Here is a 23,809-nt window from a genome sequence, read left to right on the forward strand (position 1 = left end):
TTCGGCAATGACAAAGCGTAATCGAAAACGTCCCGCATTGAAACGCCTCCGCAGGCAGGCCGTTGAAGTGGATTTCAACGGCGGATCGCTCACCTCCGACGGAGGCCTCGTCCTGCTTCGTGAAGTCGACAAAAAGCTCAATTTGATCGAGCGGATTGACCAAGCCATCGACGACCCACGTGATCCGTTTCACACCAAGCATTCGCAAGCGGAAATCCTCATCAGTCGAATCTTTGCGATCGCTGCAGGATACGAAGATGCAAACGATCAACAGCATCTTCGCAACGATGCCGCCTTTCAAGTCGCCGCCGGACGGACCCCTCGAATCAATGCCGGGGCGGACGACGATGAAGATCCCACTCTGGCAAGTCCCTCGACGCATTCGCGATTTGAAAATCGAATCGGCAAAAAAGAACTCTTCGAGCTCAGCAAGATCCTCGTTGACATTTTCCTTGACAGCTTCGACACCCCGCCTGGTGAAATCACGCTCGATCTAGACGCAACGGACGACAAGGTACACGGCGAGCAAGAAAGAAGGGCTTTCAATGCCTACTACGACAGTTACTGCTTCCAACCGCTGTACGTATTTTGCGGCGACCAACTTCTCGTCTCTTATCTTCGTGCGGCCAATCTCGGTGATGCACACCACGCACGCGGGATCACAAAATTACTCGTCGCAAGGATCCGCAAACGATGGCCTCAGGTCAAAATTACCCTTCGTGGTGACGGAGGCTTTGCGATCGAACGCCTGATGCGTTGGTGCGACAAAAACGATGTCCACTACATCTTTGGTTTGCCCAAAAATAAGGTTTTAGTCAAGGAAATTGCTTGCGAAATGACACGGGCAAGAATCCTTCGATCACACCGGGGTGGGAAACAAGCCTGCTTCAAATGGTTTCGCTATCGCACCGGCAGGACTTGGGACCGCCATCGCTGGGTGGTCGGCAAAGCAGAGTACACTGGCAAAGGCCCCAATCCTCGCTTCGTCGTAACAAACCGTTTCTCAAGTGATGGCATTGTCGACACGACCTACCATCGACCGATGGTCAACGGCAAAAGGCAACCGTTGCAAGTTAAGACTCCAGGAACATGGTGTTCTGTCGCCTTTGACCCGGAGAAGTTTTATCGAGAGCACTACTGCATGCGTGGCGAGATGGAGAATCGGATCAAAGAACAACAGCTTTGCCTGTTCGCTGATCGCACCAGTTGCACCCGTTTTATTGCCAATCAGTTCCGCGTGATGCTTTCATCATTTGCTTACGTTCTACTCGATGGGGTGCGTCGCCTGGGCCTGAGTGGAACGAAACATAGTCGTCTACGCGTGGACACAATTCGATTGCGTCTATTGAAAATTGCAGCACGCGTGCGTGTGACTTGCCGTCGTGTGATCTTTCATCTCTGCAGCCACTGCCCCTGGGAACCGCTGTTCAATCAGGTGCTGACGCGTCTTTGTCGTAGCGACTAGCTACCCCCATCGCATCGCGATTCATCACCCAGCGACAATTTTGTCCTCTGGGGGTGGGGGGCCTCTGCCCAAAGCCAATCAATTGCAGCGAAAATCGGCCATAATAGGCAACGCCGCCGTAACTCAGTCCAAAATCACAGTCAACCACTCAGCGGATGCAATATCCGGGTTAGCCCGGATATTGCATCCGCTGATACGATTCCCCCTATAGCGCGAAAGCCTTAGTTCGTGTATCTATTGGAGTTACGACACTTCACAGAACACGAAACCAAGGCTTTCGGCAATGACAAAGCGTAATCGAAAACGTCCCGCATTGAAACGCCTCCGCAGGCAGGCCGTTGAGGTGGATTTCAACGGCGGATCGCTCACCTCCGACGGAGGCCTCGTCCTGCTTCGTGAAGTCGACAAAAAGCTCAATTTGATCGAGCGGATTGACCAAGCCATCGACGACCCACGTGATCCGTTTCACACCAAGCATTCGCAAGCGGAAATCCTCATCAGTCGAATCTTTGCGATCGCTGCAGGATACGAAGATGCAAACGATCAACAGCATCTTCGCAACGATGCCGCCTTTCAAGTCGCCGCCGGACGGACCCCTCGAATCAATGCCGGGGCGGACGACGATGAAGATCCCACTCTGGCAAGTCCCTCGACGCATTCGCGATTTGAAAATCGAATCGGCAAAAAAGAACTCTTCGAGCTCAGCAAGATCCTCGTTGATATTTTCCTTGACAGCTTCGACACCCCGCCTGGTGAAATCACGCTCGATCTAGACGCAACGGACGACAAGGTACACGGCGAGCAAGAAAGAAGGGCTTTCAATGCCTACTACGACAGTTACTGCTTCCAACCGCTGTACGTATTTTGCGGCGACCAACTTCTCGTCTCTTATCTTCGTACGGCCAATCTCGGTGATGCACACCACGCACGCGGGATCACAAAATTACTCGTCGCAAGGATCCGCAAACGATGGCCTCAGGTCAAAATTACCCTTCGTGGTGACGGAGGCTTTGCGATCGAACGCCTGATGCGTTGGTGCGACAAAAACGATGTCCACTACATCTTTGGTTTGCCCAAGAATAAGGTTTTAGTCAAGGAAATTGCTTGCGAAATGACACGGGCAAGAATCCTTCGATCACACCGGGGTGGGAAACAAGCCTGCTTCAAATGGTTTCGCTATCGCACCGGCAGGACTTGGGACCGCCATCGCTGGGTGGTCGGCAAAGCAGAGTACACTGGCAAAGGCCCCAATCCTCGCTTCGTCGTAACAAACCGTTTCTCAAGTGATGGCATTGTCGACACGACCTACCATCGACCGATGGTCAACGGCAAAAGGCAACCGTTGCAAGTTAAGACTCCAGGAACATGGTGTTCTGTCGCCTTTGACCCGGAGAAGTTTTATCGAGAGCACTACTGCATGCGTGGCGAGATGGAGAATCGGATCAAAGAACAACAGCTTTGCCTGTTCGCTGATCGCACCAGTTGCACCCGTTTTATTGCCAATCAGTTCCGCGTGATGCTTTCATCATTTGCTTACGTTCTACTCGATGGGGTGCGTCGCCTGGGCCTGAGTGGAACGAAACATAGTCGTCTACGCGTGGACACAATTCGATTGCGTCTATTGAAAATTGCAGCACGCGTGCGTGTGACTTGCCGTCGTGTGATCTTTCATCTCTGCAGCCACTGCCCCTGGGAACCGCTGTTCAATCAGGTGCTGACGCGTCTTTGTCGTAGCGACTAGCTACCCCCATCGCATCGCGATTCATCACCCAGCGACAATTTTGTCCTCTGGGGGTGGGGGGCCTCTGCCCAAAGCCAATCAATTGCAGCGAAAATCGGCCATAATAGGCAACGCCGCCGTAACTCAGTCCAAAATCACAGTCAACCACTCAGCGGATGCAATATCCGGGTTAGCCGCCCACTGCCGCTGCGTGGGACGTCGAACGTGTAAGTGACGGATTTGATCGTAGCGGAAAACGCTAAAACTTTCAAAGCTCCGGCCCTCTCTGGCGTTTGCTTGCTGCGAAAACGCCGTCTCTCCCAGAGGGAGAGAGACTAATAGGGCTGCAGGCAGTGCCGATTGGCCATGCTGATGCCGCTGACGATGGCGCCGACGATGCCGACGAACCCTTGGTCGGTGCCGCACAAGAAGACGTTCGGCAGATGCGTGGTGCCATCGAGCTGTTTGGTCGGCGCCCCGTAGACGGCGCCGTTGTCATGCCAGGTGAAGCGACGGATCGTCTTGGGCGTGAACACGTCGGTGTCGACAACGTACTGGCGAAAATCCGGCATGAAACGCACCGAGGACGCGACCGCCGAATCATACTGTCGCACTTTTTCGGCCTGGTACTTCGCCTCAGGCAACTCGCACCAGCGATCGTGATTGGCGAGCGTCGTGATCCGCAACACGCCGTCGGGCAAATCACCCTCGTCGTCTTCGTAGATGTAATTGTTCGGCGAACAGATCACGCCGGTCCGCGGGTCACAGAGTTCGTCGTCCGGGCGCTTCCAATGAAACGCCTCGCTGTCGTTGTAAAAGACGATGGTGCGATCAAACCCGAACGATTGCGGCATCCGATCCAGAATCGAAATCGATTCGATAAATGACAGCTTTCCCGCACGCGCGACGTCGACTTCGGTGATGTCGTCGCACATCCGCATGGTCTCGACATTGCCGGCCGACGACAGGATGCGCGTTGCCGTCAATTCCGTCCCATCATCCAAGACGACACCGACGGCACGACCGCCGTCGACATGGATCTTGGACACGCCGCTGCGGAGCTTCAATTCACCGCCGAGCCCACGAAACTTGCGGACCAGGTTTTTCAAGATCACCCGCACGCCCTTGAACGGACGCCCGAACCCTTCCAGATAACAGGCCCGGAACATGATGCAGAACTGACCAAAGTCCATGTCGTTCTCACGGGCGTTGCCGTACCACATCAGCGGACAGAGCAACATCTCGATCAACAACGGCTCGCTGATGTGCTCGGCCATCACCTCCCGCGCCGATCGCATGAAACGCTGATCAGCCCCGTCCATGTCGGAATAATCCAACAGCGAATCACACAACGACCGGAAGCCATCGACCTGGCCGGGAAACCGCTCGGCGATCTCGTTTTCCAGCAACCCGATATCGTTGCTGAAATCGAGCGAAACGCCGGGGAACCGGATCGACGAACCGATCTGCTCGGCGAGCTTGAAGTCGTCCCAGCGGAAACGCAACTGGCGAATCAGCTTGGCCAGCGGACCTTTCTTGGTCCCGCGTTTGGCAAAGTTGGTCATCGCGTGCAGACCGACGTCGTAGTCGCGTCCGCCCATGCGGTAGAACGAATTCAGACCGCCGATGGTGTAGTGACGCTCGAGAATACAGACACGCTGGTCATAGTGCGCCAGACGGATCCCGGCAGCCAAGCCACTCATCCCGGCGCCGATGATGATCGTGTCGTAGTGGTCGATGCTGTTCTTTTCTGCGTTTGGGTCGGTCACGGATGATTCGACGCGTCTCGAGTCGACGGACCGCAGGATCAGGTTTTGACGATGTCACGCATCTTCGGTTCAAGATACGCCACCGTGGACGCCATACTGGCCAGCTCCCCGTACTCCTCCTCGGGAATCTGGACACGGTGCCGCTTGCGCAGCTCCATGACGATGTCCAAAAAGTCCATGCTATCGAGTTCCAACTGCTCCCGGAACGCCACCTCGTCTTTCAAATCGTCCAGGTCTTCGTCCGGCGAAATGTCTTCGAGAATGTCCAGGATTTCGTCGCGGATTTCAGCAGGCGTCATTGCTATCTGGGATTTGGAAAGAAACGGGGCGAAACAGAAATTGCCGGGCCGATCATCTTACCGCCTGGCAATCAAATTTCGAAGTGCCCGAAACCCAGGTTTTTTGTCGCTGTTTGATTTTCGCTCTGCCCGGACCGGAGAGGCTGGCGGGCGATGCGATCAACTGCCACTTGTTCCCAGGTTCCGCCTGGGGACACAATGCGCTCGGAGGCCCCCGCCTCCGGAGCATGAACCGCGTGTGGCGAGAGCCACACCCGCCTCGCGTTCCAAGGCGGAGCCCTGGAACGAGTCGGAATCCCGCCTCCGAAGCGTGAACCGCGTGTGGCGAGAGCCACACCCGCCTCGCGTTCCAAGGCGGAGCCCTGGAACGAGTTGGAAACTCGGAGGCTCCCGCCTCTCGAGCGTGAACCGCGTGTGGCGAGAGCCACACCGACCTCGCGTTCCAAGGCGGAGCCCTGGAACGAGTTAGTGGGATTCAGCAACCGTTGGTGCCTCGCCTCACCCCGATCCCCCCATTAGATTCGGCCGATGATCACGACGGAGTTGATTCCGAGCATTCCGAACGAATTGTTCAGGATGTAGTCGACTTTTCGGGTTTCCTGGACTTCGTTGAGCACCAGCCCCGGAAGCCGACAGTCCTCGTCGAGCGTGTCGACATTGATCGTCGGGTGGACGACGGAATCGCGGAAGGAGGCGAGATTTCCGGCCAGCTCCAGGGCTCCGGCGGCGCCCATCGCATGTCCGATGTAGCTCTTGGTGTTGTTGATCCGGACAGTCTCACAATCGCCAAAGACCGACCGCAGCGCGGAGCATTCCTGGGCGTCGCCGCTGGAAGTCCCGGTCGCGTGCGTGCTGACGATGTCGATCTGGTCGGGCTGCAATCCGGCTCGATCCAGGGCCATTTGGACACACTGTGCCTGACGCTCGGGGTTGGGCAAGACGAAATCGGTCGCGTCGGTGTTCATCGCATACCCGACCAGTTCGCCGTAAATCTCCGCGCCGCGTTTTTTCGCATCGCTGAGCCGTTCGAGCGTGTACAGGCAGCCGCCCTCGGCGACCACGATGCCGCTGCGGTCGACGTCAAACGGCCGCGAGGCTTTGGCGGGGTCCTCGTGGCTGGCCAATGCGTTTTGGCTGTTGAAACTGGCGAAAATCCCGAACGTGTGAATGCTTTCACTGGTGCCACCGGCGATCGCCAAATCACATTCGCCCAGACGCAGCATCTGGGCACCTTGAATGATCCCCGCGTTTCCGGCCGCACAGGCTGCGCCGATCGTGTAGTGCGGACCGGTGATTTTCAAATTCAACGCGATCTCGCCGGCCGGGTTGTTGGCAACCGTTCGGGGGTTGTGATGGTGCGACCAGCAACTGGTGTCGTAGTCGAACCCCTTGATCACATAGATCTCATTCTCGGTTTCCACGTTCCCGTGTTCGGTCACGCCGACATAGATGCCGACGCGAGACTTGTCGGTGTTTTCCCAATCGATTCCGGCATGCTTGATCGCCTCGTTGGCGGCATAAACGCCGACGCTGCCGGCGCGTGTCCCGCGACGGAGGTCTTTTTTGGATTGATAGCGGGTGGTTTCGAAATCGCAGATCCCCGCCAGTGTCTTGCCGAAGTAGCGGATTTCGTACGGTTTGACGCCGCTACGTTTTTCAAGCAACGCTTCCCGAAAGCTGTCCCAATCATTTCCGTTGGGGGCGGTCAATCCGATTCCGGTGATGACGATTCGCTGGTCGTCGGGCAATTCAGAAGCGAGATTGGGAGCGATCACGTGTTTGCTGGGGTGGGGTCGGTCTGGTCGGTCGGGTTTCGCGTGCGTACAAATCGATGCCTGCTGGTCCTTGCCTGCTGGAACCGAGCGTACCAGTTACGAAATAACCGATCAATGGTCGCCGACGATGCTGTCGCCGGCCTGATCTCGTGCCATGGCCCGACCGTTATACTGGTGCTGCGCCCCCGACGCCCCGCCTCCACCACCCGCTTGTTGACACGCCCCACCGCCGCGCCGGCACAGCCTCTCCCCCCTGACACTTCTTGGGCCCCGATCGATTTGACTACGATGCCTCCCCCCTCCGACGCCATCGATGCGACGCGCCGGAAATGTAGGCAAACGCTCGACCAAGTTCGCGGCGAATTGCTCCAGGCCCAAACCGACGCCGGACACTGGACCGGCGAATTGGCCGCCAGCGCCCTGAGCACGGCGACGGCCGTCAGCGCGATGGCGGCGGCCCTCCAGCACAGCGAACCAACGCAACCCCAGGAGCGGGAATCGCTGCGATCGCTGATCGGGCAGGGGATGGGGTATTTACAACGCCAACAAAACACCGATGGCGGCTTCGGCGACACCGACCGCAGCCACTCGAACATCGCGACCAGCTATCTGGTGCTGTCGGCTTCGACGCTGGCGGAAAAAGTCGGCCAACCACCGCTGCCGTCGACGGCGATCGAGAAACTGCAGCGGTACATCGACCGCGCGGGAGGACTGGACGGACTTCGCCGCCGCTACGGCACGGACAAGACGTTCGTGGTGCCGATCATGAACAACATGGCGATCGCCGGGTTGATTTCATGGGACGACGTCGCAGCCCTGCCGTTCGAAGCGGCCGTGTTTCCACAATCGATGTATCGCTTCCTGCAGATGCCGGTGGTCAGTTACGCGATCCCCGCGCTGGTCGCGATCGGCCAAGCCCGTCACTTCCTCGGCCGCCGCGCGTTTGCCCCGATTCGCCTGATTCGGTCACTGAGCATCCAGCGAACCCTTTCAGTGCTTGAGAAAATGCAGCCGGCCAGCGGAGGCTACTTAGAAGCGACTCCGTTGACGGCGTTTGTCGTGATGAGTCTGGCCGCTACGGGACGATGTGACTTGCCAGTGGTTCGCAACGGGCTGCGTTCCCTGAAACAGTCGATGCTCGACGGCGGATGCTGGCCGATCGACACCAACCTGGCGACCTGGGCGACATCGTTGTCGATTCACGCGCTCTGTTGCGACCCGGACGATGACGGCCGCTGGTACAGCGAACGCTTGGCCGATTGGCACTTGGGTTGCCAGCACTTGACGCGACATCCGTTTACCGGCGCCGAACCGGGCGGCTGGGGATGGACCGATTTGAGCGGGGCGGTACCCGACAGCGATGACACGCCGGCGGCCATCTTGGCGCTCGGCCTGATGCGTCCCCACGCCGACGAAAACCGTCAGACTCAAATGCACGCCGCGATGATCCGAGGCGGCCGTTGGCTGATCCGGCTGCAAAATCGAAACGGCGGCTGGCCGACGTTTTGCCGTGGCTGGGGAAAACTGCCCTTCGATCGCAGCAGCACCGACCTGACCGCGCACGCCCTGCGGGCCTTGAAATCGATCCCCTGTCGCCCCACAGACTCTCGGGGGGCGGGACCGAGCCGCGCGGACTTTGAGCGTCCCGAGCGCAAGGCGATTCGTTTTCTGTGGCGTCAGCAGCAACCCGACGGCTCCTGGATGCCGCTCTGGTTCGGCAACCAAGACCGCGATGACGAGTCCAATCCGATCTACGGGACGGCGAAAGTCCTGATCGCAGGCGGAATCGGCACCCGCCCGGAAGCGGCGGCCTGCGACTTTCTCCTCAACGCCCAAAACACGGACGGCGGCTGGGGCGGGGGGCCTTCGGTGGCGGAAAAAATTCGCGAACTGATCGAATCCGATCCCCAGTACGCCTCGATCGCGCCCGAGATTCCCGACGATCTGCAAAGCAGCGTGGAAGAAACCGCGTTGGCGGTTGAAGCCCTGGCGACGGTCATTCTACGGACACGCGATCAAACCGAGTCGTCTTCGCCGCAACCTGAGATGCCGCAATCTGGAAACGTGTCGTCGAATCAGCGATCCGATCGGGCAAATGCCGGGTTAACAGAACAACGGCTAGAATGTTCTGCCGCTGTCTGCCCTGCCGCTGTGAACGATGCCTTGCTGGCGGCTATACTACGCGGGGTTGAATTCTTGATGCAGAGCGTCGAGGATCGGCGGCATCAAGTGGCTTGGCCGATTGGATTTTACTTTGCCAAGCTCTGGTACCATGAACGCTTGTATCCGCTGATTTTCACCGCCGCCGCACTGGGGAAATTCCTCCGTGCGATTGATGAAGAACACGACCCGAATTGGCCTCGATGACGACCGGATTTCCGGCCTCAGGCTACAGTGAACCCACCTTAGATTTCCGCACCATTTCTTGCCCGAGGTAATCGGTTTGTCGACCGGATTCAGCCCCACCGATACCCCTGCCAGCCAAACCGTCACCCAATCTCCCTCGGACCCTGCGTCACCGGACGCCGGAACCGTCTCACGCAGTAAGCGGCGGAAGACGAGTCATCTGAAGGAGGTCCCCGAAACGCTGGAGTTGCGTGAGAGTCTGCGCGCCCGCTGCGAACAGGTCGCCGACCGATTGGACCGCAGCGTTCCGATGACCAAGGATGAATTGGAACAAGTCGCCCGGCGGACACTCCAAGAGGCTGATTTACCCGAATCCCTGGTCGGCTGGGTGATGGTGATGATCAGCACCTCGTTTTGGCGTCATGCCCTGGAAGGGGTTCCGCCGGAACGACGGTTGTTCCTGCTGCCCCATTGCCTGAAACACGCCGAGGGCTGTCCGGCGGAATACGACGAGTTCGGCATGAACTGCAAAGAGTGCGGGGCCTGCAGCATCGCCGATTTCCGCGGACTGGCCGAAGAGATGGGCTACCGCGTGCTGGTCGCCGAAGGTTCTCCGGTGGTGATGAAAATCATCGTCGGAGGGTACGTCGATGCGGTGGTCGGCGTGGCCTGTTTGAACGTTTTGGAAAAAGCAATCGACAAGGTCTTGTTGGCGGGAATCCCCTGCATGGCCGTCCCGTTGTTGAGCAGCGATTGCCGCAACACCAAGGTCGACGAAGCGTGGGTCGACCAGATGATTCGCACGCCCTACTCGCCGGCCAAACAAGAGACGCGCAGTTACGTCCACCTGATGCGGGCCGCGGGCGATTTATTCGCGCCCGAGACGCTCGACACCATCGCACCGCGACTGCGTGGCAAGGCGCCGTTCGGGACGGGGGATCTGAGTGCACAAAGTGTGGCGGCGATGGACGCGATCGAAGCCACCGAACACATCGCCTACGATTTCTTGGCTCGTGGCGGTAAGCATTCACGGCCGTTTATCACCCTGGCAGCCTACGATGCGATGACGGGCGGCGATTGCACCGGCAGCGACGCCGCACGTGCGATCTCCAAACTCCCCAACGCCGTCCGCCGGGCTGCCCTCAGCATCGAAACCTTTCACAAAGCAAGTCTGGTCCACGACGACATCGAAGACGATGACGCCTATCGTTACGGCCAACCCTCCCTGCACAAGACGTTCGGAGTGCCCACGGCGATCAACGTCGGTGACTTTCTGGTCGGCATGGGATATCGGCTGATCAGCGACCGCGCCGCGATGGGCGACACCAGTGCCAGCGCCCAAATCGATGTGATGGATTGCCTTGCCGCAGCGCACATGCGACTCGGCGAAGGCCAAGGCGCCGAATTGCTCTGGCGCGACGGCACCGACCGCCGATTGACGCCGTTGGATGCGTTGAAAATCTATTCGCTGAAAACCTCTCCGGCGTTCGAAGCCGCGCTATTCAGTGGCGTTCGGTTGGGCTGTGGCGATGACGCCGACGGAAAAGCGGACCAGTACCGCGAAGCGATCCGAACGTTCAGCCGCAACCTCGGCGTCGCCTTCCAAATCCTCAACGACCTCGGTGACTTTGCCGGCGACGACGACAACAAACTCTCCGCCGGCGGCGACATCTTCGGCGGACGACCGACGTTGCTGTGGGCCCTGGCCCTGGAATCGCTGGGCGACCAAGAACAACAAGAGTTACTGGGGCTTGCACGCGCCGATTGCGAATTGAGCGACGGCGAGCGTTTGACCGCGGTGCGCCGGCTGTACGAAAAAGCGGGCGTGTTTGAAACCGCGTTTCGCCTGGTTGATAAACATCAACAACGAGCCGAACAGGTCGCCGACACGCTGGAACCCGACGCCTTGCGGCGTTTGATGTACTTCCTCGTCGATACCGTGCTCGAACGCCCCGAAATCAAGACCCCCAACGTGGTCGCACTCGGCGTTGCCGCACCCGCGGTTTGAATCGACGGATTCAAGAATCACCACTTTCAACATTCAAGAGTTCCCCGAGCGGAAAAATGGTTGTAGGGCTTTCTAAAGACGACGCCGACGTAAAAATCGAAACGCTATTGGCGGAGTTCTACGAGCCCGAAACGGGGTTCTCCCAGTGGGGGCAATGCACGTCGACGCTACGGTTGCCGGCGCCCTATGACGAACTGGTCAATCACCATTCGCACATGACCGTGACCGTCGAATCGCACCACGGCGAAAAGGTCGACGTCGTCGTCCATCGACATCACCGCTACACCGACGACCACGGTGATTGGTACGTCCGCGAAATCACGCTCAAGACTCACGAGACCGGCAAAGTCGTTCAGTATGGAATCGTTCGCCTGAACGTCGCCGCACTCGACCCCAAAGTCTGGGAACGCATCGAAGCACGACAGACACCGCTGGGGCGCGTCTTGATCGAACACAACGTGCTGCGGGAAGTCCAACTCTGCGAGTTGTGGCAGATCCAAGCGGGCCCGGCCCTGGCAGGCCTACTCCATGCCGAAGAAGGTGAAACTGTTTATGGACGAACCGCGCTGATCTACTGCGACGGCGAACCAGCCATCGAACTGCTGGAAGTGGTCGCCAAATAACCATCCAACGGCACACCGATGACTCCACCTCGAATCGTCTCTTTGGCCTGCCTTTCGCTCTGCCTTTCGCTCTGTCTCTCGTTCTGCGTCCCCGCCCCTTGCCCAGGTCAATCCGGCCAGGACAGCCAATCGATCGTGGAGAACCAGCGATGGGCCGCCGAAGCACGCCAGGCCCTCGACCGACAGGACTACAAGACGGCGCTCGCCGCAGCCGACAAACTGGCCAAGGCACCGGCGTCAGTTGAGTTTCAACGCGTCGCCGGCGATACGCTGCTGCGCTGCGGCGAAGCGAAACGCGCGATCGAGATGTTTGAAGGCTACTTGGCCAAACGCCCCGACGACCGCCCCTATTTGTGGCAACTGGGGATCGCGTTTTACTTCGACGGAAAATTCAAAGCGGGCGCCGAACTGTTCGAAATCCACCGCGAAGTGAATCCGCACGACGTTGAAAACGCGGCGTGGCATTTTCTGTGCGTCGCCAAAAACGAATCTCCCGAAAAGGCACAGCAGTTACTGCTGCCGGCACCGAACGATTCCAGGGCACCGATGGCGGAGGTTTTAGAGATGCTTCGCAGCGGCGACCCCGAACCGGTCAAACAGCGCATGAATTCGTTCACGCCCGGAACAACCGCGGCCAAGTCGGCCAAGTTCTATGGCCACTTCTACCTGGGGCTTTACGCCGACGCCCTGGGCGATGACGCAACGGCCAAGCAACACCTCACCCTCGCCGCCGAAGACTCGCCGCGAAACTACATGGGCGACATCGCCAAGGTCTACGCCGAGTACCTCGAGAAATCCGAGTAGGTCACGCTGTGCGTGACAACAGCGGTAGGTCACGCTGTGCGTGACAGCAGCGGTAGGTCACGCTGTGCGTGACAGCAGCGGTGGGTCACGCTGTGCGTGACAGATGGCATGCACAGCATGCCCTACGCCCCCAAGCCCCGCCCCTAAACCCGATCCGGTTTCGCCGTCGCTTTCATGATGGTGAAGAATGAAAACGGGTTGGGCTTGTAGCGTTGGTCGATGCGGATGGGCAATTCGCGCAACACCTCCTCCAGCTCCAAATCCGTTCGCCAGCCGAGTCGCTTGGTGACGTTGCCGGCCGAATCGACCACCCGGGCGATGATGGGATTATCACTGCGGAAGTGATTGATGATCAGAATCTGCCCGCCGGGTCGACAAACGCGGACCAGCTCACGCATCATCTTGGCGGGATTGGACACGACGCTGACGGTGTGGAACGACGTCACCACGTCAAATTGGTCGTCGTCGAACTCCAATTCTTCGGCATTCATCGGTTGAACCGTGATGTGGTCCCAACCCTTCCTGTCGATCAGCGTCTGGGCTTCGGCCAGCATCGATTCGGACAGATCAATGCCCGTCAAACGAATGTGTCTGGGATAGCTCGCCAACGAGAGCCCGGTGCCGACACCGACCTCCAGAACCTTGGCGTCGTTTGCCAGCTGCATGGCGCCGACTTCGGCACGAATGTTCTTCCCCGCCACGGCCGGCCAGAACGCTTGGTAGGCGGGAACAAGGTTGTGGTAAAGCTTGGCCGCGTGCGGGACACGCGACCGTTTCTGCTCGGAATCGGACTTGTCTTTTGAATCTTGCTGGTGCGGCGTAGCAGTGCTCATCAACAATTGCTCTCGGGCGACGAACGCCGGGTGGTAGGGTTGGCCGGCCAGCAGCGACACCTGATCGCTTCGAACGCACCGACCCACCCGATGTTTTCGGCTAGTCTGTGGCGAAAAGCATGGCAAATTTCACCACGCCGTCAAATCGGAGACCTCTCGGCCTGGAAGCCCCAAACCCGTGATAGGTTAACGGTTTACGATCGATGATGCCACGCCGCGGTGACGACAATTCGCCCCATTTATTACGTCGCCGTTACAAAGCGGACGCCGAATGGCCGGAGCGGAACGCCCCAGCCGAATCAAAAGACTCCGGGCGAGCAAGCATGTCGCCACGATTGAACGCACCCTTGAACGCGCGATTGAACCCGCAGGGCAACACCAGTTGCGCAGACCGGCGGCGTCAGTTGAGACCGCTCGGATCGTTCGGCACCAGGCTCAACCTTCCTGAATTGGTCCAAGCACCGGTCGGGTGCCCCGAGGACTCAGCGGTGACGGACGACGGAGAGTCGCCCGCGGGGGAGTCGATAGCCAACCAGTGGCGAAACTCAGTTTTCCCGGCCGGGGCCCTGGCGACCGCTGGGGCCGTTCGGGGCGGGAGGTTCGCCGGCCGAATCGGCGACGTTTCCCGAATGGCCACGCGAGCCATCGCGGGAAGCAGCCGATGATGTCGATGGCCAAATGCCGCTAGGCCCCACGACCAACGTTTCTTTCAGTCCGTGAACGGACTCGATCGTTAAGCTTGGTGCGACAGACCAGCTAGATGGAGTGAGCATCTCTTTACCTATTGCTACAGGCTCGCCCTGAAGTTGCGAGCGGAATCGAACAGCGGTGTACTGCCAACAACTTCGCCCATCGATCCGATGGAGTTGGGTTTGATTTGACGTTCCAGTCGATCAAGTTTCGCGCCAACGGGTGATTGAGACGATTGCAGGGACCTTACATGCAATCTGACGGAAAAACCAAGACCGATTCCAATGCGTAGCGCATCCCATGAAAGTTGATTTTATCATCACCGAGTTGAACGTCGGCGGCGCCGAGAAAGCGTTAACCGAATTGGCTATCGGGATGCAACACCGCGGACACCGCACCCGCGTCCTCTCCATCGGTTCAGAACCATTGCCGGACCGACGTCGACTGGTCGATCGTTTAGCCGAAGAGAACGTGACCGTTGAATTCGGCGGCTTCGATCATTGGAGTCGCATGGTCTCGGCAACACGCTGGCTGTCACGGCGGATCAGCGCCGATCCGCCGGATGTTTGCCAAACCTTTCTCTTCCACGCCAACTGCCTGGGAACCCTGGCGGCCAAGCGTGCCGGCGTGCAGCACGTGGTCGGCGGACTCCGCGTCGCCGAAGCCAAACGCGTTCGCTTGACCCTGGAATCCCAAGCGATCCGCCGCATGAGTCACCTCGTCTGCGTCAGCCAACAAGTCCGTTCGTTTGCGATCGAGCAACTGTCCGTCAACCCTCATTCGTGTTCGGTCATCTCCAACGGCGTCGATGTGCCGACCTATCGCGACGCCGTGCCTTTGGACTGGTCCCAGATCGGTTGGCCGAGTGAAAGCCAAGTCGCGGTGTTCATCGGCCGACTGCATCATCAGAAAGGGATCGAGTTGATTCAACAACAGTTCAACGAGCTGTTCGGTGACGCCAACGACCGGCGTCTGGTGATGATCGGTGACGGTCCGCTGCGAGAAGCGCTGTCGCAATGGGCAGCCGAGATCGGTGAAGACCGCGTCCAGATTCTGCCCTGGCAAAACGACGTCGCACCGTTCCTGAAAGCCGCCACGATGCTGTTGCTGCCGAGCCATTACGAAGGCATGCCCAACATCGTCCTTGAGGCGATGGCCGCCGGCTGTGTGACCGTCTGCAGCCGCGTCGAAGGCAGCATCGAACTGCTCGGTGACGCATCCACACAACGCGGCCAATCTCAGGGGTTCCCACCGGGTGACGATGTCGCAATGGCACGCCTGGCCGACGCCTTCTTTCGTTCCCCAAAGTTACGCCAGACGATCGGCTCAGCGAATCAGCAGCACGTCGCGGCCGAGTTTTCCAACCGCCAGATGATCGAACGTTACGAAGCGTTGTACGAGTCGTTGCGATCCCGATAAAGCGCGCTCGGACCACACGACGCGAGTGACGGGGGAGTCATGCGTCTGCGGATCACACGATGGGTCGCACGAGATCAAGACGCTGCGAGCGTTTCCTCAGCGATGACCTCCAGCCGAATTCACTTCGGTCGATGCACCCGCCGTGACATCAGTTGTCAGTCTTTGTTGCTCGACTGGACACATAGGACGTATGGGGCCCATCTGTCCTAATGGTCCTATCGAACGCGGGCCCCTTCAACGCCGAAGTTGGACCAACCGACTGGAGTGACGCGTCTCGCCAATTGCGATTGGTGCTGGATTACACTGCTCGCCGGTTCCCGTCTCAGTACCCCTGGGCGTACAATCCCAGGGCCGAATCACCGAAAGGAAGGCCGGTTGCTGCCCACCAGCGACGACGGTTTCCTGCCGGCGGGCCATTCGGAAGGCGCAGGCGGAACGCCCCGCCCCCCATTCACCCCCACAAAGTTCCTATGGCAATTCAGCGAAATCCAACTCGAGCGGTCGCGATCGGCGATCTTGTCGTCGGCGATGGCAATCCGATCGCCGTGCAGAGCATGACCGCGACCAAGACCCAAGACATCGACGCCACCGTCGCTCAGGCGGAAGCCTATCGCGAGGCCGGTGCGGGCGTCGTGCGGATTGCGGTCGACAGCGACAAAGACGCCGCAGCGTTGGCCGAGATCCGAACGCAAACCAAGGCCAACCTGGCCGTCGACTTGCAAGAGAATTTTCGGCTGGCGGAAAAGGTCGCGCCCTTTGTCGACAAGATTCGTTACAACCCCGGGCACCTTTACCACCACCAGCGCGACAAGCCCTGGCAAGACAAGGTGCAGTTCATCATCGAGCAGGCCCAACGACACGACTGCGCGATCCGGATCGGAGTCAACTGCGGCAGCGTCGACCCCGACAAAAAAGCCAAGTACGATCCGTCAGACTCGATCACGCCGATGCTCGAAAGCGCGTTGGAACACTGCGACTTCGTCGACTCGCTGGGCTTCCACCGCTACGTCGTCTCGCTGAAAGATAGCGATCCGCAGCAGGTCATCGAGGGCAATCGGCGCTTCGCCCAACGGCGGCCCGAAATTCCGTTGCACCTGGGCGTCACCGAAGCCGGGATGCCGCCCGAGGGGATCATCAAGACACGGATCGCGTTCGAACAGTTGATCGGCCAGGGCATCGGGGACACCGTTCGAGTCTCACTGACCCTTCCCAACGATCGCAAACCCGAAGAGATCGCGGCGGGACGCGAGATTGTTGCCGACATCTATGCCGGACGCGTCCGCACGGTGGTCAAGCTGAACGAAAAATCGCTGAACATCATCAGTTGCCCGAGCTGCTCACGCGTGGAGAACGAAGCCTTTATCGATCTGGCGCAAAGCGTCAAGGAAATGACCGAGTACGCCAAAGACCACGACATCACGATCGCGGTGATGGGGTGTCGCGTCAACGGCCCCGGCGAGACCGATGATGCCGACCTGGGTCTGTGGTGCGGCCCGGCCAAGGTGAATCTGAAACGGGGCACCGAAGCCCTGGGTGCGTTCGGTTACGACGAGATCCTGCCGCGGCTGCGACAGGAACTGGACGCCATCATCGCGACGAAATGCTGAAGATCCTATTGACCAACGATGACGGCATCGATGCGCCGGGACTGCAGGCCCTGGATCAGAGTGTCCGCCATGCGATCCAGGTCCACCGGCCAAACGAAGACGTCGAAATCGTCGCCGTTGCGCCGGACCGTTGTCGCAGCGAGTGCGGGCACAGCATCGTGACCACGCGGCCGCTGAACGTCACCACGGTTCGCGAGAACTGGTACAGCGTCGACGGGACGCCGGTCGATTGCATCCGGGTCGCCCACTACGCGATGGATTTCAAACCGCAACTCGTGTTTTCAGGAATCAATGCCGGGGCGAATCTGGGGGTGAACCTGATGGTCAGCGGCACCTTCGCCGCAGCCCGCGAGGCAAGTCTGTTGGGGATTCCGGCGCTGGCGGCGTCGCATTATCGCCGGCCCGATGTTCCGCGCACCTGGGACCACACGCCGACTTGGCTGGAACCGACGATTGGAGCCTTTTTTCGTGCGGCAGTGGACAATCCGTCTGACGGCGATCCGCCGCCGCTTTGGAACGTCAACCTGCCCGCCGTGATTCCCGACGCGGATCAGCGACCAGACATCATCGAATGCGAGGTCGATCGTTGCCCCATCGATCGAACGGGAACGATCGAGCCGGGGGGACGCGTTCGATTCCAGCTGGATTTTCACGACAGGCCGCGCGAACAAGGACGTGACGTCCAACATTGCTTCGACGGCCGCATCACGGTCAGCAAACTCGGGGTCCACCTGGGCCGATAACCCCGGTTGCGGACGCACGCGATCCGGCGCCGACGCACGTGATCCGGCGCAGACACACACCGCACGGAACCGACACCCCTCACGCCTCAGCTTTGCTAGCAACGGCGATCGCTGCTTCGCCCATCGGCGCGGTGTTGGGGGTGGATCCGGAAGGGGCGACTTGATTTTTTTGCAACTCGCCTCGCACGATTCGGACGTTCCGGGGCGCTTCGATGCCGATGGCGACTCGGTTTCCCGAGATTCGATTGACGGTCAGAACAATGTCATCGCCGACCATCAACTTTTCACCGACTTTGCGACTGAGAACCAACATGAGCTTACTTCCTTGATCTATGGGGTCTGAAACGATTCGTTAGCGGAAACGGAGTACAAACCGTGTGCCAATCACCAGTCTAAAACGCGTCAACCAATCCGAAACGCCGGCGAACTTTAGAAAATCCGCTGAAAAAAGTCGAACTTTTCTGTACCACCACGGGACGAAATTGCCATTGCTGGCAATTTTCGACCGTGCTTCGGTAACTCATCCTGGAATGCTTGTCGCGAAATGAGACGTCTGCCCTGGTCGGCTTGTTTCCCTGACGCTGATAGAGTTATCTGCGCCGGGCCTGACACGGCTGGTCATTCGACCGCGACAAGTCCGGTGCTATACTCCAATTGCAGGGCGGGCCTGGCTGATCCATCCAAGCACAGCTTGCCGATTCAGAAGAGACCGATGAAACGAACGATGCATCTAGACGATCTACTCAAGGAATGGGAATTCAACCCGCACACGTTGAATGTCCGCATGGTGAAAGGAAACGACGGACGCGATGTGATCCAGATGCGAGTCGACATGGGTGTCCTGCAGCTTGAGACGACCGGCCGCCCCGACGGCACCGTGGTCGAGGGGCATCCGACCTATCTGGAATACCTGCAGGAAGCGGTCTTGGAAGACCCCGAAATGGAGTTGGACGAAGATCAGTGCATGGAGGTCGATCGGGAGTTCATGCAGTTCTACCACCGCCGCATCTGCTGGTTGCGGTTGCAGTATTACAACCGCGCCGTGATGGATGCCGATCACACCTTGCGGCTGATGGATGTCAGCGAGCGGGTCAGCCCGGACGAGGAATGGTCACGATCGCACGAGCAGTATCGACCGTTCGTGCTGTTCCATCGCACGCAAGCGGCCGCGTTGGGCGCCTTGGAAGAGGAGGAGTCGGGCGAAGACGCGGTGATGGCGATCAACGCCGGCCTGGAAACGATCCGACAATTCTTCGAAAAACACGAAGCCGACGAGCACTTCGAAGAGGACGAATTGGTCGTCCGCCTGGTCGAATTGCGGGAAACGCTGCGGAGCGAATATGAAGTCGGCCAGACGCTGCGTGAAAAACTGACCGCCGCGGTCGAGCAAGAACAATATGAGTTGGCGGCCAAGTTGCGCGACGAACTGAATCAACGCGAACTGGACTGAAAAAAACGCGTGCGAACGAGGTCGTCGAGGGGAGTCCTCCGGACGACGCCCCGGAAGGGCCGTCGTCCGTTCATTTCGATCAATTCTGTAGGACATCCCTTCCGGGTTGTCCCCGTTCAGCCATCGGTTCAGCCATCGGTTCAGCCATCGGTTCAGCCATCGGCTGAACCGATGAGTTCAGGCGACGGCCCGGAAGGGCCGTCGTACGTTCATTCCGATCAATTCTGTAGGACATCCCTTCCGGGTTGTCCCCGTTCAGCCGACGGCCCGGAAGGGCCGTCGTACTCGGAGAAGCGGACGCCTCATGCTGAACGGCCCCTCAAACGGCCGCGCCCAGCAAGTCCATCTCCTTGGCCAGTCGCTTTCGCGCGACGTGCAATCGCCGCTTGATCGTTCCGATCGGGGCTTGGAACGCGTCGCTCATCTCGATCAAGGTTTGACCGTTCAAGTAGAACGCGGTCAACGTTTCTTGATCCAGTGCGCCGAGACGGTCGATGCTGTTTCGAACCGCTTCGGCTTGTTCACGATGCTCGGCCACTCGGTCGGGAGCGTCTTCGCTGACGCACGTCGCTTCCAGGGTTTCCGGATCGCAGGCGATGGCCGATCGATTGCGGGTCACGCGATTGATGGCCATGCGGTGCACGATCTGTCGCAACCAACCACCGAACGCTTCGGGCACACGCAGTTGGTCGATCTTTTGCATCGCCTGGATGAAGACGTCTTGGGCAAGCTCGTCGGCTTCGTCCGCGTTGCGAACCCGGCTCATCGCACCGGCGACGATCGCGGATCGGTATCGGTCAAACAATTCGCCGAAGGCATCGCGATCGCCGCCCTGGGCGCGAACGACCAGTTCAGCGACCGTCAGCTCTCGGAGATCAAACAGGGTTTCAGTGGTGAGGTTCATCGCTCGGTTCCTTCCGAAAGCTGACCGGTGTGGCGGTTTGATTCCGCACGGGGAAAATCAGCGTCTTCGGGTGTCGACTTGATCGCCGCGTTGTTGCGTCGCGCTGTATCGCAGCGCTCCGCGGTCGCGGCAAGGTGATCAAGCCAGGTTGATCGTCGGGGTAAGGCGAGGCTGAGCGTGTGAGGTGGGCTGCCGGAGCAGGCCGTGTTCACGCGATCGGCTTGGATGTATCAGTCGCGACTGCCAAACGTCTCGATTCCGAATCGGATCGATGCACTTGCTTCTCGAAACAGGCCAATTGGCGTGTCGATCGAGAACGGGCAAAGACTTGAAATCGGTGGATTTCAGGTCAGAACGTCAAACACATCTCCGAAGCTGCCTGGGGGTGGAAACCTGCGTCGCATCGACGCCTGTTTCGGCACGCACCATCGGCTTGGCATTCGCGGTGGGATTGGGAGACCTGCCTCGACAGGCTTCCAAACCTCAGCCTCTCTGTCGCAGAGCGGCGGAGCCACGTTCGGCAAGTCCCAGTCGCCGGACGGTGAGCGGTAAACGTTTCCGTTTACCGACGGCCGTCTGGACAACGCTGGCTAGCCAAGCGTGGGAGGTCGGATGACTCGGATGGCCGCAACGGGGCTGATCTTGCATCAGCAATCGTTGTGGTCCCGAATACATCCCGATCCCGGGCGATACACACGCCATACAGAGCTGGAGGTCTGCTGCGTGTGCAAATGCATCGGCGCTCAGAATCTCACGGACACCTGCAAAATTCAGGCTACGTGTGACAGCTGCGATGATTTGATTGATACGCATTTCAAACCTCCCGGCACCGTTCGTGGTGCGGCGTGGAGCAAAGAATAAAATTCAAAGGGCGGACCGACCAAACATTTCGCCCGACGGGAACGAGATGCTGCGGATGCATTAACATGCCGCTGGTGGAGGGTCTGCCGACCTGCGTTAACGGTAACGCACGTCGACCCCAAAAGCCAGTGAAAACTCACCGACCTGTGGTAGTTGATCGTACAGAGCGGGCCCCCAACGAAAGGTTCGCGCGAAAAGAAATCATTTTTTTTGCCCCTGCCTGAAAATGGGTACAGACAGTTCCCCTCCGAACGCCGCCCCGGACGCCCGATCGCGGCGGATCGTCGAACGGGGCGTCCGTTTCGGGGCCCAATTGGGGCGGCAAGCCTTGGAACTCGTCCTGCCGTCGACCTGTCGCTTGTGCGACGCCTGCATCGCGCCCGAGCGAGACTTTTGTGCCGATTGCCGCCCCCAACTCGAGTCGAGCGAAGCACGGATGCGATCCGCTTGCCTGCGATGCGGGCACCCCGGGGCAGGACCGGCGGGATCCGTCCTGCCGGGGGCCCACCCTTTCACCCTGGATTCGGCGGATCCCCAAGCTCACCAAGCCCCTCCGCTGGACCGCTGCCTGCGTTGCAAACGAGAAACCCACGCCTTTGACGGCTGTGTCGCCTTGTGGAGCTACGATGGGCTGGTGCGCAGTGCGGTCGTGGCGGCGAAGTATGGCAGCCAGATTTCGCTCGCCGACGCGTTGGGACGACGATTGGCCCGTCGAATTCGCGACGTCATCCAACCGCCATCCGATGCCACCGGTGAAACGGCAGCGGATCTCCCCGACTTGATCACCCCCGTCCCGTCGCATCTGTGGCGTCGCATTCAGCGTGGGGCCGGTGGCAGCCGTGTCCTGGCCCGATCGGTCACCGGCGTCCTCCGCCAGGGCTGGCCGGACGTCGCCTACGCGGAGCTGTTGGCGACGACACGGAAAATCAACAAACAGGCCTGGCTGGGCGAAAAGGAGCGGATCGCGAACGTGCGCGGCGCGTTTCGCGTCTGGCGGCCGCGCTGTCGAACCTGGCGGCGGCGGTCGCTGGCCGGAAAACACGTGCTGTTGGTCGACGACGTGATGACAACGGGCGCCACGGCGGGAGAGATCGCCAGGGTGCTCAAGCAAGCCGGGGCGCGCCGCGTGACCGTCGCGGTCGTTGCACGCGCCTGCTCGGGATGACCGAGTGTCGAGTTTTCGACGAATTGACCACAAAGAATTCCACCGGCGGGCCGAAGCGCACTGTTGCTGGCAGTTCGCGGGGTTTCGGCACTTTCAAAGCCTGACGAAGGTGTTGCGGGCTGGAAGTCGGGTTTTTCAATGCGATGATTCTTGCGAACATGCCGATTGTGCGTACTGTGAGGGTTATCGGCCGCCGTGTCTGATGGCCGCCAACGGAATTCCAATCCAGACTTGACCCCGTAGCGTACAGTTCTACTCACAACCCTTTTCGATTGCTTTGCCTGACTCAACCACACCCGCTGTGACCGATCACGACGATAACCTTCATGCTTCTCGAACGGTGAGCGTGCGAAACATCTTGGTTCGCGGCCTGGGGGTCGTGCTGCCGCCACTGTTGACCATTCTGGTCCTGATCTGGGCGTGGAAAACGATCGAAACGTACGTCCTGAGGCCGACCGAGTGGGTCGTCCAAGAGGGACTGGTCTGGGGCGCAGAATATTTTGACGGCACCCTGAGCACGGTCCCGGAAGGGGCGGTGCCCGAACCGGGGGGCGGCTTCAGCACCTACACGCTGTTCGGCTACAGCAAGTACGTCCCGGATCCGACCGGGCGGCGTTACTTGCCCAAAGAAATCGTCGACACGGTGAACGAGAACGCGGACCAGTTCGGGATCGATGCAAAACCGCTGGTCTCGGCGAACGCCTACTGGCATCGCTACATCCAGATCTCCTGGATGCAGCGCAAGTATGTCGTCCCCGTCTTTCTGATCGTGTTCTTGACCGTCCTGTATTTCATGGGACGCCTGTTCACATTTCGACTCGGTCGCTGGTTTTTCCGCGGCTTCGACGGGGCGATCCTGCGGATTCCCTTCGTCAACAAGGTCTACGGCAGCGTGAAACAAGTCACCGATTTTGCGTTCAGCGAACGTGAAATCGAGTTCAACAACGTCGTCGCGGTTCAATACCCCAGCAAAGGCATTTGGTCGCTGGGATTCGTCACCGGCAACAGCGTCCGCCAGTTGCATGACGCCACGGGTGAGGAAATGATGAGCGTGCTGATGCCGACCAGCCCGATGCCGATGACGGGGTTCACCGTCACGGTCCGCCGCAGTGATACGATCGACATCGACATGACGATCGACGAAGCGATTCAGTTTGTCGTCAGTTGCGGCGTCGTCGTCCCACCAAACCAGCGGATCAACGGCACGCCGAACAACAAACCCCGGCCGACCGGAAAGTTCCGCGACGGCGCAGTGATCCTGCCCGCGAACCCACAGACCGAACCCTCCGGCGACCCGTCGACGGTGTGAATCGGCGATCGGCCCCGGG

18 protein-coding genes are annotated in these 23,809 nt (G+C 59.4%); 12 read left to right on the forward strand and 6 right to left on the reverse strand.

What is annotated here, in order from left to right; translation table 11 throughout:
* The first annotated feature begins 7 nt into the window (after window positions 1-7).
* Together Enr13x_RS30020 and Enr13x_RS30025 are read left to right on the forward strand one after the other, a co-directional pair.
* On the forward strand, window positions 8-1,465 hold the full coding sequence (locus Enr13x_RS30020) for an IS1380 family transposase (RefSeq protein ID WP_145384429.1): 1,458 nt from the start codon (window positions 8-10) through the stop codon (window positions 1,463-1,465).
* Window positions 1,466-1,748: 283 nt separating this feature from the next.
* Window positions 1,749-3,206, forward strand: a complete 1,458-nt coding sequence (locus Enr13x_RS30025; protein WP_145388089.1) for an IS1380 family transposase — start codon at window positions 1,749-1,751, stop codon at window positions 3,204-3,206.
* 314 nt (window positions 3,207-3,520) lie between these two features.
* Here the strand turns inward: Enr13x_RS30025 and Enr13x_RS30030 are convergent, their stop codons facing one another.
* From Enr13x_RS30030 to Enr13x_RS30040, 3 genes are all read right to left on the reverse strand, one after another.
* Window positions 3,521-4,954 (reverse strand): phytoene desaturase family protein, encoded by a 1,434-nt coding sequence (locus Enr13x_RS30030; RefSeq protein ID WP_231743862.1) that lies wholly within the window; start codon window positions 4,952-4,954, stop codon window positions 3,521-3,523.
* Between the two features lie 38 nt (window positions 4,955-4,992).
* Window positions 4,993-5,253, reverse strand: coding sequence for an acyl carrier protein (locus Enr13x_RS30035; protein WP_095741252.1), 261 nt, complete (start codon window positions 5,251-5,253; stop codon window positions 4,993-4,995).
* Between the two features lie 515 nt (window positions 5,254-5,768).
* The gene (locus Enr13x_RS30040) at window positions 5,769-7,028 is read right to left on the reverse strand and encodes a beta-ketoacyl-[acyl-carrier-protein] synthase family protein (protein WP_145390534.1); all 1,260 of its coding nucleotides are present in this window, start codon (window positions 7,026-7,028) and stop codon (window positions 5,769-5,771) included.
* A 288-nt stretch (window positions 7,029-7,316) separates the two neighbouring features.
* On the opposite strand from Enr13x_RS30040, the gene Enr13x_RS30045 reads away from it, so the two are divergent.
* From Enr13x_RS30045 to Enr13x_RS30060, 4 genes are all read left to right on the forward strand, one after another.
* Window positions 7,317-9,395, forward strand: coding sequence for a prenyltransferase/squalene oxidase repeat-containing protein (locus Enr13x_RS30045; protein WP_145390536.1), 2,079 nt, complete (start codon window positions 7,317-7,319; stop codon window positions 9,393-9,395).
* A gap of 76 nt (window positions 9,396-9,471) precedes the next feature.
* Complete coding sequence (locus Enr13x_RS30050) at window positions 9,472-11,382, forward strand: polyprenyl synthetase family protein (protein WP_145390538.1); 1,911 nt, start codon at window positions 9,472-9,474, stop codon at window positions 11,380-11,382.
* Window positions 11,383-11,438: 56 nt separating this feature from the next.
* Window positions 11,439-12,005 carry a hypothetical protein gene (locus tag Enr13x_RS30055; protein ID WP_145390540.1) on the forward strand — a complete coding sequence of 189 codons (567 nt, stop codon included), beginning with the start codon at window positions 11,439-11,441 and terminating at the stop codon, window positions 12,003-12,005.
* Between the two features lie 18 nt (window positions 12,006-12,023).
* Complete coding sequence (locus tag Enr13x_RS30060; protein ID WP_145390542.1) at window positions 12,024-12,809, forward strand: tetratricopeptide repeat protein; 786 nt, start codon at window positions 12,024-12,026, stop codon at window positions 12,807-12,809.
* A gap of 143 nt (window positions 12,810-12,952) precedes the next feature.
* Here the strand turns inward: Enr13x_RS30060 and Enr13x_RS30065 are convergent, their stop codons facing one another.
* Window positions 12,953-13,702: a class I SAM-dependent methyltransferase gene (locus tag Enr13x_RS30065; RefSeq protein WP_231743863.1), complete on the reverse strand. Its 750-nt coding sequence runs from the start codon at window positions 13,700-13,702 to the stop codon at window positions 12,953-12,955.
* Window positions 13,703-14,632: 930 nt separating this feature from the next.
* On the opposite strand from Enr13x_RS30065, the gene Enr13x_RS30070 reads away from it, so the two are divergent.
* From Enr13x_RS30070 to surE, 3 genes are all read left to right on the forward strand, one after another.
* Entirely contained in the window at window positions 14,633-15,751 is a 1,119-nt protein-coding gene (locus Enr13x_RS30070) for a glycosyltransferase (protein WP_145390544.1), read from the forward strand.
* Between the two features lie 470 nt (window positions 15,752-16,221).
* Window positions 16,222-17,358, forward strand: a complete 1,137-nt coding sequence (gene ispG / locus Enr13x_RS30075) for a (E)-4-hydroxy-3-methylbut-2-enyl-diphosphate synthase (protein WP_145390546.1) — start codon at window positions 16,222-16,224, stop codon at window positions 17,356-17,358.
* Window positions 17,352-18,101 carry a 5'/3'-nucleotidase SurE gene (gene surE / locus Enr13x_RS30080; RefSeq protein ID WP_145390548.1) on the forward strand — a complete coding sequence of 250 codons (750 nt, stop codon included), beginning with the start codon at window positions 17,352-17,354 and terminating at the stop codon, window positions 18,099-18,101. The genes ispG and surE overlap by 7 nt, the downstream gene beginning before the upstream one ends.
* Before the next feature lie 79 nt (window positions 18,102-18,180).
* On the opposite strand, the gene Enr13x_RS30085 is transcribed toward surE, so the two are convergent.
* Window positions 18,181-18,414, reverse strand: a complete 234-nt coding sequence (locus Enr13x_RS30085) for a carbon storage regulator (RefSeq protein ID WP_145390549.1) — start codon at window positions 18,412-18,414, stop codon at window positions 18,181-18,183.
* 399 nt (window positions 18,415-18,813) lie between these two features.
* Between Enr13x_RS30085 and Enr13x_RS30090 the strand changes: the two genes are divergently transcribed.
* Window positions 18,814-19,551: a UvrB/UvrC motif-containing protein gene (locus tag Enr13x_RS30090; protein ID WP_095741262.1), complete on the forward strand. Its 738-nt coding sequence runs from the start codon at window positions 18,814-18,816 to the stop codon at window positions 19,549-19,551.
* 319 nt (window positions 19,552-19,870) lie between these two features.
* On the opposite strand, the gene Enr13x_RS30095 is transcribed toward Enr13x_RS30090, so the two are convergent.
* Window positions 19,871-20,455, reverse strand: coding sequence for an RNA polymerase sigma factor (locus Enr13x_RS30095; protein WP_145390550.1), 585 nt, complete (start codon window positions 20,453-20,455; stop codon window positions 19,871-19,873).
* Window positions 20,456-21,542: 1,087 nt separating this feature from the next.
* On the opposite strand from Enr13x_RS30095, the gene Enr13x_RS30100 reads away from it, so the two are divergent.
* Both Enr13x_RS30100 and Enr13x_RS30105 read left to right on the forward strand, forming a co-directional pair.
* Window positions 21,543-22,481: a ComF family protein gene (locus Enr13x_RS30100; protein WP_145390553.1), complete on the forward strand. Its 939-nt coding sequence runs from the start codon at window positions 21,543-21,545 to the stop codon at window positions 22,479-22,481.
* A gap of 346 nt (window positions 22,482-22,827) precedes the next feature.
* Complete coding sequence (locus Enr13x_RS30105; RefSeq protein WP_231743864.1) at window positions 22,828-23,790, forward strand: DUF502 domain-containing protein; 963 nt, start codon at window positions 22,828-22,830, stop codon at window positions 23,788-23,790.
* The last annotated feature ends 19 nt before the right edge of the window (window positions 23,791-23,809 follow it).

Source organism: Stieleria neptunia (genome assembly GCF_007754155.1).
Classification (GTDB): Bacteria; Planctomycetota; Planctomycetia; order Pirellulales; family Pirellulaceae; genus Stieleria; species Stieleria neptunia.